General features: G+C 70.8%; 12 protein-coding genes and 1 pseudogene. 8 read left to right on the forward strand and 5 right to left on the reverse strand.

Annotated elements, in window-relative coordinates; translation table 11 throughout:
- The 3 genes from G3I65_RS55675 to G3I65_RS55685 form a co-directional block, all read left to right on the forward strand.
- On the forward strand, positions 1–2,422 hold a 2,422-nt coding region (locus tag G3I65_RS55675; protein ID WP_160704675.1), incomplete at its 5' end, for a LamG-like jellyroll fold domain-containing protein.
- Between the two features lie 108 nt (positions 2,423–2,530).
- Positions 2,531–2,926 (forward strand): carboxymuconolactone decarboxylase family protein, encoded by a 396-nt coding sequence (locus tag G3I65_RS55680; protein ID WP_125311570.1) that lies wholly within the window; start codon positions 2,531–2,533, stop codon positions 2,924–2,926.
- Entirely contained in the window at positions 2,923–3,582 is a 660-nt protein-coding gene (locus tag G3I65_RS55685; RefSeq protein WP_160704677.1) for an epimerase, read from the forward strand. The genes G3I65_RS55680 and G3I65_RS55685 overlap by 4 nt, the downstream gene beginning before the upstream one ends.
- Here G3I65_RS55685 and G3I65_RS55690 read toward each other — a convergent pair.
- Genes G3I65_RS55690 through G3I65_RS55700 form a run of 3 tightly spaced genes read right to left on the reverse strand, consistent with a single transcriptional unit; the run spans position 3,542 to position 6,030 of the window.
- On the reverse strand, positions 3,542–4,192 hold the full coding sequence (locus G3I65_RS55690) for a TetR/AcrR family transcriptional regulator (RefSeq protein ID WP_160704678.1): 651 nt from the start codon (positions 4,190–4,192) through the stop codon (positions 3,542–3,544). The two genes, G3I65_RS55685 and G3I65_RS55690, sit on opposite strands and share 41 nt — an antisense overlap.
- A gap of 18 nt (positions 4,193–4,210) precedes the next feature.
- On the reverse strand, positions 4,211–4,633 hold the full coding sequence (locus G3I65_RS55695) for a PGPGW domain-containing protein (protein ID WP_160704680.1): 423 nt from the start codon (positions 4,631–4,633) through the stop codon (positions 4,211–4,213).
- On the reverse strand, positions 4,600–6,030 hold the full coding sequence (locus tag G3I65_RS55700; RefSeq protein ID WP_166641823.1) for a serine hydrolase: 1,431 nt from the start codon (positions 6,028–6,030) through the stop codon (positions 4,600–4,602). Before G3I65_RS55700 ends, G3I65_RS55695 begins: the two co-directional genes overlap by 34 nt.
- A 143-nt stretch (positions 6,031–6,173) precedes the next feature.
- On the opposite strand from G3I65_RS55700, the gene G3I65_RS55705 reads away from it, so the two are divergent.
- From G3I65_RS55705 to G3I65_RS58565, 4 genes are read left to right on the forward strand one after another with little or no spacing between them, the layout of a single operon-like run.
- Complete coding sequence (locus G3I65_RS55705; protein ID WP_160704682.1) at positions 6,174–6,509, forward strand: helix-turn-helix transcriptional regulator; 336 nt, start codon at positions 6,174–6,176, stop codon at positions 6,507–6,509.
- A complete protein-coding gene (locus G3I65_RS55710) occupies positions 6,506–6,970 on the forward strand; it encodes an SRPBCC family protein (RefSeq protein WP_160704684.1) in 465 nt (154 codons plus the stop codon). Before G3I65_RS55705 ends, G3I65_RS55710 begins: the two co-directional genes overlap by 4 nt.
- Position 6,971: 1 nt before the next feature.
- A complete protein-coding gene (locus G3I65_RS55715) occupies positions 6,972–7,568 on the forward strand; it encodes a dihydrofolate reductase family protein (protein ID WP_160704686.1) in 597 nt (198 codons plus the stop codon).
- A gap of 54 nt (positions 7,569–7,622) precedes the next feature.
- On the forward strand, positions 7,623–8,675 hold the full coding sequence (locus tag G3I65_RS58565; RefSeq protein WP_160704688.1) for a DUF222 domain-containing protein: 1,053 nt from the start codon (positions 7,623–7,625) through the stop codon (positions 8,673–8,675).
- Positions 8,676–8,821: 146 nt separating this feature from the next.
- On the opposite strand, the gene G3I65_RS55725 is transcribed toward G3I65_RS58565, so the two are convergent.
- Positions 8,822–9,409 carry an FMN reductase gene (locus G3I65_RS55725; protein WP_160704689.1) on the reverse strand — a complete coding sequence of 196 codons (588 nt, stop codon included), beginning with the start codon at positions 9,407–9,409 and terminating at the stop codon, positions 8,822–8,824.
- Complete coding sequence (locus G3I65_RS55730; RefSeq protein ID WP_160704690.1) at positions 9,406–10,494, reverse strand: LLM class flavin-dependent oxidoreductase; 1,089 nt, start codon at positions 10,492–10,494, stop codon at positions 9,406–9,408. The genes G3I65_RS55725 and G3I65_RS55730 overlap by 4 nt, the downstream gene beginning before the upstream one ends.
- 107 nt (positions 10,495–10,601) lie before the next feature.
- Between G3I65_RS55730 and G3I65_RS55735 the strand changes: the two are divergent.
- Positions 10,602–11,179: pseudogene (locus G3I65_RS55735) on the forward strand (hypothetical protein); the annotation flags it as partial.

Raw genomic sequence — 11,179 nt, forward strand, 5'->3', positions numbered from 1 at the left:
CACCGTGCCGGCCGCCGCCGCGGCCGACGCGCCGCAGTGGCAACGGCTCACCCCGCCGCTGTCCACGCCGTGGACGAAGGACGTTTCCCCCACCAACGCGCTGCCCGACTACCCGCGGCCCCAGCTGACCCGCGACAAGTGGCAGAACCTCAACGGCGTGTGGGAGTTCGCCAAGGCGACGCCGGGTGAGGCCGCGCCCGTCGGCAAGACGCTCGGCGAGCGCATCCTCGTGCCGTACCCGGTCGAGTCCGCGCTGTCCGGGATCATGCGCCACGAGACGAACATGTGGTACCGCCGCACGTTCGAGGTCCCGAAGACCTGGCAGGTCGGCAAGGGCGGCCAGCGGCTCCTGCTGCACTTCCAGGCCGTCGACTACGACGCCACGGTGATCGTCAACGGCAAGACGGTCGGCCGCCACACCGGCGGCTACGACGCCTGGTCCGTCGACGTCACCGACGCGCTGACCACCGCGACGTCCCAGGAGGTCGTCGTCGGTGTCGCCGACCCGAACGACCAGGGCGGGCAGCCGATCGGCAAGCAGCGCTCCCCCGGCGACGGCATCTTCTACACGCCGTCGTCCGGCATCTGGCAGACCGTCTGGCTGGAGCCGGTGGCGGCCGCGCGCATCGACCGGCTCGACGTCACGCCGGACCTCGCTTCCGGTTCGGTCACGGTCAACGCCGTGGTCGGCGGCCCGGTCAAGCAGCGCGTCGAGGCCGTCGCCTACGACCACGGCCGCCCGGTCGGGCGCGTGTCCGGTGACGCGAACACGCCGTTGAGGCTCAAGGTGGACCGGCCGCACCTGTGGTCGCCGGACGACCCGTTCCTCTACGACCTGCGCGTGAAGCTCTCGGGCGGCGACGAGGTCGGTTCGTACTTCGGCATCCGGTCGATCAGCGTCGGCAAGACCGCCGACGGCAAGCAGCGGATGCTGCTCAACGGCAAGTTCGTCATGCAGGTCGGCCCGCTCGACCAGGGCTTCTGGCCGGACGGCATCTACACCGCGCCGACCGACGCGGCGCTCAAGTTCGACCTGGAGCAGGAGAAGGCGCTCGGCTTCAACATGGTGCGCAAGCACATCAAGGTCGAGCCGGACCGCTGGTACTACTACGCCGACAAGCTCGGGCTCATGGTCTGGCAGGACATGCCGGCGATGAAGGACGACGTCGAGCCCTCGGCGGCTTCGCGCGTCAACTACGAGTCCGAGATGAAGCGGATGATCGACCAGCACCGCAGCTTCCCGTCGATCGTCACGTGGGTACCGTTCAACGAGGGCTGGGGCGACTACGAAGTCGGCCGGATCGCCGACGAGGTCAAGTCCTGGGACCCGACCCGGCTGGTGAACGCCGAGTCCGGCGTCAACTGCTGCCGGTCCGAACCGGACAGCGGTCGCGGTGACATCTACGACGACCACACCTACACCGGTCCCGGAACGCCGATCCAGACCGGAACGCGCGCGGCGGTCGACGGCGAGTACGGCGGCCTCGGCCTCAAGGTCGCCGGTCACGAGTTCGACGCCGCGGGCAGCTTCGCCTACGAGATGGAGCCCGACAGCGCGACGCTGACCCGGCGCTACGGCGAACTCCAGCAGCGCCTGCTGCTGGTCGCCCAGCGGTGCGGCGTCTCCGCCGGCGTCTACACGCAAACCACCGACGTCGAGAAGGAGGTCAACGGCTTCTTCACCTACGACCGGCAGGTGAAGAAGATGGACTTCGCGGCGGTCCGCGCGGCGAACCTCGCGGTCATCAAGGGCGCTACCGGCGCTCCCGTGTCGGGGCCTTCGGTTCCGCAGGGCACGCCGGGCATCGATGGCATCGCGGCGTACCCGTTCGACGAGAACGCGGGCACGGTGGCCGAGGACGTCGTCGGCGACCACGACGCCACGCTCGTCGGCGGCGCGTCCTGGACGGCGGGCAAGACCGGCTCGGCGCTGGCGGTCAACGGGTCGGGCCAGTACGCCGACACGGGTGCCGCGCTGGTGAACACCGAAGGCAGCTACAGCGCGGCGGCGTGGGTGAAGTTCAACGCCGTGGGTGACGGCTTCCAGACGATCGTCAGCCAGGACGGCCCGAGCAACAGCGCGTTCTTCCTGCAGTACTCCGGTCAGGACCACCGGCTGGCGATGAGCTTCGTCGGCACGCGGGCCCTGGCGCCCACGGCCCCGGAGGCGAACCGCTGGTACCACGTGGTCGGCGTCCGCGACGCGGCCGCGGGCACGCTGAAGCTGTACGTCGACGGCCAGCTGGCGGCCACGAAGAGCGTCTGCCTCGGCGACGCGTCGACGGGCCACACGGTGATCGGCCGCGGCAAGTACGGCGGCAACCCGGTCGACTACCTCAACGGCGCCGTCGACCAGGTCCACGTGTACGACCGCGCCCTGTCCGACGCGGACGTGAGCGCGTTGTACTCGAGCGGCAAGTAAGTCCGGGCGTGACGGCCACCCGCAGTGGTGGCCGTCACGTTTGACCTGGAGCGCGCTCCAGGCCCTAGCGTCGTCCTCGCAACGACGTACTGGGGAAAGGAACCCGCCATGACCGACGAGCGCTTCGAACTCGGCCTGAAGACCCTGACCGCCATCGACGGCGAGAGCGGGCAGCGCGTGCTCGACAACCTCGCCGACGTCTCCCCCGCGCTGGCGGAAGCCGTGGTGTCGTGGGGCTTCGGGGAGATCTACGCGCGGCCGGGCCTCGAACCGCGCGACCGCCAGCTCGTGACGCTCGGCATGCTCACCGCCCTCGGGGGCTGCGAGCCGCAGCTGGAAGTGCACGTCAACGCGTCGCTCAACGTCGGGCTCACGCCCGCGGAGATCGTCGAGGCGCTCCTGCACTCGGCGGTCTACTGTGGATTCCCGAAGGCGCTGAACGCGACCTTCACGGCCAAGAAGGTCTTCGCCGAGAGGGGACTGCTGCCGGTGACGAGCGCATGAGGGTCGTCCTGTTCGGCGCGACCGGCATGGTCGGCCGAGGCGTGCTGCGGGAATGCCTGCGCGACGAACGCGTCGAGGCGGTGCTGGCGATCGGCCGGTCCCCGGCCGGCACCAGCCACCCGAAGCTGCGCGAGGTCGTCGAGCAGGACCTGTTCGCCCTCGAGCCGATCACCGGGTACGACACCTGCTTCTTCTGCCTCGGGGTGTCGTCGGTGGGCGTGGCACCGGAGGAGTACGAGCGGATCACGTACCAGCTCACCCTGTCGGTGGCCCGGAAGCTGCCGGCGGACACCACTTTCGTGTACGTCTCGGGCGCGGGCACCGACAGCACCGAGCGCGGCCGGGTGCGCTGGGCCCGGGTGAAGGGGGCGACGGAGAACGCGCTGGCGCGGCTGCCGCTGCGGACGTTCGCCTTCCGTCCCGGCTACATCCAGCCGCTGCACGGCATCACGTCGAAGACCCCGCTGTACCGGGTGCTCTACCGCGTCGCGATGCCGCTGTACCCGGCGCTCAAGCGGCTGTTCCCGCGCGCGGTGACGACGACCGAGGACATCGGGCTCGCGATGCTGGCGGTGGCGTCGGGGTACGAGAAGCCGATCCTGGAGAACGCGGACATCACCGCCCTCGCGCGACGAGACCGGCCAGCAGGTTCGTGAGGTTCTCCGCCACCACGGCCTCGAACCCCGGCGCGCCCCCGGCCTCGGCCGTCGCGAGTGCCACCGCCTCCGTCGGGTTCGCGTAGGGCCACGCCCCCGACACCACGACCACGACGGCCCGCGCGAACACCCGGGCCGCGTCCGCCGACAGCTCCGGGACCCCGGCGCGGACCAGCGACGCCAGTCGTTCGAGGTTCGCGGCCGCGCGGTGCTTGAAGCCGCGGGCGAAATCCAGGGAGATGTTGCGTTCCAGCACCGGGGCCATCGCGCTTATCAGCTCGCACAGCAGCCGGCGTTCCGCGAGCGTCGACGCGATCGTCCCGGCAACCTGGTTCTCGCGTTCGAAGAGCGCGACCGGCAGGTCCGCGAACGCCAGCTCGTCCAGCCACGCCGACCACGAGCCGTCGAGGACTTCGAGGAAGATCGCCTCCCGGCTGTCGAAGTAGCGGAGCACGTTGGACTTCGCGAGCCCGACGTGGCAGCTCAGCTCGCGCAGGCTGATCTCGGCCACCGGCCGCTGCCCGAGCATCTCCCGGGCGGCGGCGAGGATCGCGGTGCGGCGCGCCTCGATCTGCTCGGGACGGCGGGCGCGCTGGAATCCGGCGCTCATGCTCCCCGACGGTACCGGTCAGTCCCGGCGGGCGGCCGGTTCCGCGCGGCGCGCCTTCACCCGGCGGTAGCTCCAGATCAGCAGCGCGAACAGGATCGCCGACGACAGGATCAGGCTCGACCCGGTGCTCCAGCCGCTGAACGGCAGCGACTTCACGGTGCCCCAGACGATCCCCGCGGCCAGCAGCGCCAGCCCGGCCAGCACCGACCCGGCGATCCGCAGCGGCGAGGACACGCTGTCCTCGGCCGCCTTCATCGCGCGGTCGCGGACCGGGTCGACGTACCGCTCGAGCACCGGGAACTCCGAGGCGAGCAGCAGCAGCCCGGCGAGCACGAGGAGCAGCCCCGGCCCGGGCAGGACGAGCAGCAGCACCCCGACCACCAGCAGGACCGCGCCCGCCGAGGCGATCAGGACGCGCTTGGCCTGTTTGCCGATGCCCACCGGTGCGCTCCCCTCGTTTCGCCCGATTCTTCCTGGTCGCGGGCTCGTGTGCCACTCACGAGGGCGGATACCCGCGCGACGGCCACCGCAAAGCCCGCGAGCGCGACCAGTCCGAGCGCGACCATCAGGCCGGGCCAGACGTAGAGCACCTGACCGAAGGTCCCCTGCCGTCCGGCGAACACCACACCCAGCAGCTGCGGCAGGAACGCGAGCACGCCGAGCGGCAGCAACGGCGGCACGACGCGCCACCACCGCGGCTTCCGCCGGGCTCGCCGCACTCCCAGGACGGCCAGCCCGGCGGCGACGAGCGCCAGCCCGCCGAGCACCCAGTCGGCGATGACGCCGGCGGGCAGCGAGACCTCGGGCGCGTGGCCTTCGAGCAGGTCCGCGAGGCCCTGGGCCAGCAGCTCGGCCTCGTTGTCCAGCGCCATGCCGGTGTTCGCCACGACGGCGACGCCGTAGCCGCTCGGCAGCAGCACCTGCGCCGCGGTGTGGGAGAACCAGTCGCCGGTGTGCGACACCCGCCCGTCCCGGACGCGCCAGCCCAGCGCGTAGTCGCGGCCGGGCGCCGGGGTGTGCGCGAGCGCGGCCGAAGCCGGCGAGAGGACGCCACCACCGTCGCGCTGGGCGATCAGCCATTTCGCCAGGTCCCCGGCGGTGCTCAGGACGCCGTGGCTGCCGCCGGTGAACCAGTCCGGTTCGGACACCGGGACCTCGATCCCGAACGCCCGGACGTACCCCTCGGTCCCGGCCGGCGGCGTGTCCACGGTGGTGCTCGCCATCATTCCGAGCGGCCCGAACAGCCGGGTGCGCAGGTAGTCCGCGAACGGCTGCCCGGCCACCACCTCGACGATCCGGGCGGCCACCTCGTAGTTCGGGTTGTGGTAGTGGAACTCGGCTCCCGGTTCGCTCGCCAGCGGCGCCTCACGCAGCCGGGTCACCGCTTCGGCGAGGGTGCGCGGCTGCGCCAGCTTCAGGTCGGGGAACGCGGAGTCGGCCATCCCGGACGTCTGGTCGAGCAGCATCCGGACGGTGATCCGCGCGCCCCGCGCGTCCGCGAGCCGGAAGTCCGGGAGGTAGCGCGTGACCGGCTCGTCGAGCGCGACGCGGCCGGCTTCGACGAGCTGGAGCACCGCGAATGCCGTCATGGACTTGCTCACCGACGCGATCGGCAGCCGGCTCGCCGCGGTGACCGGCACACCCGCGGCGTCGTGGCCGTAGCCCGCGGCGCGGACGACGTCGCCGCCGCGGGTGACGGTGACCGAGGCACCGGGCAGGCCGGTGTGGTCGAGGTAGGCGCGGACGTAGCCGTCGACGTCGGGGGGCGCAGCGGCGGCTGCCGCCGGAGTCGCGGTGGCGAACAGCAGAGCCGCGAGCACGAGGAAAAGCCTGGTCATGGGGCTAAAGCTAGGGATTTCACGGGTCCGCCACCGCTGCCGGACGACGTCGGTGACCCCCTACTTTCGGCACCTCCTTGACGGCCGCGACCTCACCGTGCCATAGTCAACTCATCGGTTGATAAACAGATTGGTTGATAAAGATGGCGCTTGACGAGGAGGGACTGGACCGGGCGTTCACCGCGCTCGGCGACCCGGTGCGGCGGGCCATCGTCGCCCGGCTCTCCCGCGGCGAGGCGACGGTGAACGAGCTGGCCGAGCCCTTCGAGATCACCAAGCAGGCGATCTCGCGGCACATCCAGGTACTGGAGCAAGCCGGGCTGATCACGCGCAGCCGCGACGGCCAGCGACGGCCGTGCCACCTCGTCCCGGCCGCCCTCGAAGCGCTGACCGGCTGGATCGACACCTATCGACTGGCGACCGAACGCACCTACCGGCGGCTGGACGCCGTCCTGGAAACCCTGGAGGAAGAGAAATGAGCACCACGATCACCGCGCAGCCCGGCACCCCGTTCATCGAGATCACCCGCGAGTTCGCGGCGTCGCCGGACAAGGTCCTGCGCGCCCACACCGACCCGGAGCTCGTCGTCCGCTGGCTCGGCCCGCGCGGCATGGAGATGGAGCTGCTCGAGTTCGACGCCCGCTCGGGCGGCGGCTACCACTACGTCCACCGCGACCACCGCGGCGAGTACCGCTTCCGCGGCGTCTTCCACACCGTGAGCGCCGACCGGATCATCCAGACCTTCGAGTTCGAGGGCGCCCCCGGCGAGGTCTGCCTGGAGTCGATGACGCTGATCGACCTCGGCGGCCGCACCCGGATCGAAAGCCGCTCGGTGTACCCGTCGGTCGAGGCCCGCGACGCGGCAGTGGACAGCGGCATGAACAACGGCATCGAGCAGTCGTACGAGCGGCTCGACGAGGTGCTGGAGAAGGAGGGCTGACATGCCGGTCGTCGCGAGCTTCTGCATGTCGCTCGACGGCTTCGTGGCGCGGCCCGACGACAGCGTCGGGCCGCTCTTCGACTGGTACACCGCGGGCGACGTCGACGTGCCTATGGTGGGCTACCCGATCACGTTCCGCGTCGCGCCGTCGAGCGCGGGCTACCTGCGAGCACAGCTGGAATCGGCGCGCCACAGCGCTTTCGTCTGCGGCCGCCGAGTTTTCGACTACACCCACGGCTGGGGCGGGCACCCGCCCGGCGGCGGGACGGCGTTCGTGGTGACGCACCGCCCGCCACCCCCGGACTGGTCCGCGGAGAACCTGGCGCCGTTCACGTTCGTCGGCGACGTCGACACCGCGATCGAGCGCGCGAAGGCGGCCGGCGACGGCAACGTCGGCGTCTCCGGACCGAGTATCGCCCGCCAGTGCCTGAACCTGGGCCTGCTGGACGAACTGCGGATCGACCTGGTGCCGGTGTTCCTCGGCGAGGGCGTGCGCTACTTCGAAGACCTCGGCGCGACGAAGGCCGAACTGGAACGCGTGGAGGTCGTGGCCGGCGAGGGCGTCACCCACCTGCGTTACCGGGTGCACCACCGCTGACTTCACCTCTTCGTGTGATGAACGACTGTTCGAAAGATCGGTAACCTCGATCACGTGGACAGCAACGATCTTCAGCAAGCCGATGCGGCGGCCTTGACCGACCGCATCGGCTCGCTGCTCGCCGTCGTCAGAACCGCCGAGGCGGAAATCGGTGCGCTGCTGGTGGAAATCGAGTCACGCGGCGCACCGGAAACGTTCGGCTACCAGTCGGCGGCCCAGTTGTACGCACACCTGGCCGACGTACCGAAAGCCACCGCCGAAGCGGTCATGAGGCGCGCCCGCGCAACGAATTCCCCGGACGGCGAGCCTTTGGCGCCCGCCACCGCAATCGTGGCGTCGGCCGGACGGTTGAGCACGCCGATGATCGACTCGATCGTCAAGGTCCTGGCGAAAGTTCCGCCCGAGCACCGCGAAGACACCGAGCAGCAGCTGCTGCTGTCCGCCATGTCCGAAGCTGGGCACAGGAAAGTCGCGGCGCTGGGTTCCCGCCTCGCGGCCGACCTGGCCACCCCGGACACCGGCGACGCCGAGCCGTCCACCCCCGAGCCCGCCACCCCGCACCGCAAGCTTTCGTTGCGCCGCAAGCGAACCGGCGTCTGGGAGCTGTCCGGCCGCTTCGACGACGAGACCGGCAACCGCGCCAGCGCCCTGTTCGACGCCCTGGCCGAGCGCCGCGCCGAAGAGGGCAAGGAGTCCCGCACGCGGGAGGAGCACTACGGCGACGCCTTCTCCGACGCGATCGACCTCGCCCTCGACTCCCCGGACCTGCCGATGCAGTACGGCGATCGCGTTCAGGTGCTACTCCCGGACTACACGGAGGATTCCGCCACCACCGAGTCCACACCGGACGCCGACGACACCACCCCCGCCACCGAGCCCCACAACATCCCCGTCGCCCTGGCCACCACGGCCAAGAGCACCGAGCCCTCAGTCCCGCCCCCGGGCCGCCTCCGCCGCCTGTTCACGACCGGCCGCAGCCACGCGGTACCCGAGCGATCACGCCGGCACCTCCCTCAGCCGCCACCGCCCGCGACGCAACTGCCCTACCCGGCACCAGATCGCCGACGCCACGACGCCGCGACGCACCCACCCTCGGCCGCCGCTTGAGCCACGGCAAAGGGCCCGCGCAGCCATCGACGGCTCGGTCGCGCCAACCTCCACCGGCCGCCGCCCTTCACCGCGATGGACAACCGAACACGGGAAAAGGCCCGCAGCCACCAGGCTCCGGGCCCACACCCACGCGCTGACCGGACCTACTCCCCCATCCCCGCCAGCAATTGGTCGAACGGCACGAACTCCGGCTCGGCACTCACCGTCGGCCGCCCGGCCGCCAGCGCAGCCAGCTCCGCGCCGGCCTTCTCGATCCGCCGCTGCAGCGCGCCTTCACCACCGCCCCAGTCGGACGAAGCCGCGTACACGCCCGTCGCGACCGGGTCCGCCTTCAGATACCCGAACAGCGGACGCAGCTGGTAGTCGAGCACCAGCGAGTGCCGCTCGGTACCACCGGTCGCACCGAGCAGCACCGGCTTGCCCACCAGCGAATCCGCGTCGAGCACGTCGAAGAACGACTTGAACAGGCCGCTGTAGCCCGCCGTGAACACCGGGGTCACCGCGATCAGCGCGTCCGCGCCGGTCACCGCGTCGATCGCCGCGCGCAGCTCCGGGCTCGGGAATCCGGTGAGCAGGTTCTTCGTGATGTCGAGCGCGATGTCCCGCAGCTCGACGACGGGCACGGAGACCGGCTCGCCGGCCGCGGCGACGGTCGCCGCGGCCAGCCGGTCGGCCAGCAACCGGGTCGACGAGGGCACCGACAGCCCCGCCGTCACCACCGCGAGCTTCATGCCTGGCTCCCGACCAGCGCCGCGGCCTTCAGGGACTCGTGGGTCGGCGCGTCCGGGACGTGGGCCGGGCGCAGCGCGTCCAGTTCCTTGCGCAGCACCGGAACGACGTGCTCACCGAGCAGGTCGAGCTGCTCCAGGACGGTCTTCAGTGGCAGGCCGGCGTGGTCCATCAGGAACAGCTGGCGCTGGTAGTCGCCGAAGTGCTCACGGAAGGTCAGCGTCTTGTCGATGACCTCCTGCGGGCTGCCGACAGTCAGCGGCGTCTGGTCGGTGAACTCCTCCAGTGACGGGCCGTGCCCGTACACCGGCGCGTTGTCGAAGTACGGCCGGAACTCGTTCCACGCGTCCTGGGACTTCGGGCGGATGAACGCCTGGCCGCCGAGGCCGACGATGGCCTGGTCGGCCTGGCCGTGGCCGTAGTGCTCGAAGCGCTGCCGGTAGAAGGCGATCAGCTGCTGGAAGTGCTCCTTCGGCCAGAAGATGTGGTTGGCGAAGAAGCCGTCGCCGTAGTAGGCGGCCTGCTCGGCGATCTCCGGGCTGCGGATCGAACCGTGCCAGACGAACGGCGGGACGCCGTCGAGCGGGCGCGGCGTCGAGGTGAAGCCCTGCAGCGGTGTGCGGAACTTGCCCTGCCAGTCGACGACGTCCTCGCGCCAGAGCTTGCGCAGCAGCGCGTAGTTCTCGATGGCCAGCGGGATGCCCTGGCGGATGTCCTGGCCGAACCACGGGTAGACCGGGCCGGTGTTGCCGCGGCCCATCATCAGGTCGACGCGGCCGTCGGCGAGGTGCTGCAGCATCGCGAAGTCCTCGGCGATCTTCACCGGGTCGTTCGTGGTGATCAGCGTCGTCGACGTCGAGAGGATCAGCTTGGACGTCTGCGCCGCGATGTGGCCCAGCATCGTCGTGGGCGACGACGGCACGAACGGCGGGTTGTGGTGCTCGCCCGTCGCGAAGACGTCGAGCCCGACCTCCTCCGCCTTGAGCGCGATCCGGACCATCGCCTTGATCCGCTCGTGTTCCGTCGGCGTGCTGCCGTTCGTGGGATCGGTCGTGACGTCGCCCACCGTGAAGATTCCGAACTGCATGACCTGCTCCCTTCGCGAGCACCATCTTACATGCGCGTTCAACTACTTCCAAGCAAGAGATATTCCGCCCGTCAATGCCGTAGGGGGCACCAAGTAAGGTCAGGGTCATGGACGCGGAGCTCGGTCGGCTGGGTCTGGCAGAACGTTCGGTACGACTTCTCACGGGCCGCGACATCTGGGGCTCGATCACCCCACTGCTCGCGCCTCGCCGGAACCTGGTGGCGGCCTTCGGCCACGTCGGTCCCGGCGCGGCCGCGCTGCTGCCGCTGGAACCCGGTGACACGCTGATCACGGACGCGAGCCTGGACACTGTGCTGTCCGGCGCGACGAGCCCGCACGCGCTGCTGCACTGGGTCAAGGCGGGCGTGATCGTGCACTCGCTGCGCGGGCTGAACGCCAAGCTGGTGATCGCGGAGGACGACCCGTCGTTCGTGGTGGTCGGCTCGGCCGACGTCACCGCGGCCGGGCCCCGGCAGCTCTTCGAGGCGGTCACGCTGTCGCACGAAAAGCACACCGTCGAGGAGGCCCAGGAGGCCTGGCTCGAGTGGTGCGACCTCGCGGGCCCGGCACTCACGGCAGGCGACCTGGAGCCGCTGCTGGAGCAGTACGGCGCCGGCAAACCGGTCACCGCGCGCCCCGCGACGCCCGCCCGCACCGCCGCGCCCGCTCGCTCGGTGGTGACGAG

The organism is Amycolatopsis sp. SID8362, from assembly GCF_010550475.1.
Classification (GTDB): Bacteria; Actinomycetota; Actinomycetes; order Mycobacteriales; family Pseudonocardiaceae; genus Amycolatopsis; species Amycolatopsis eburnea.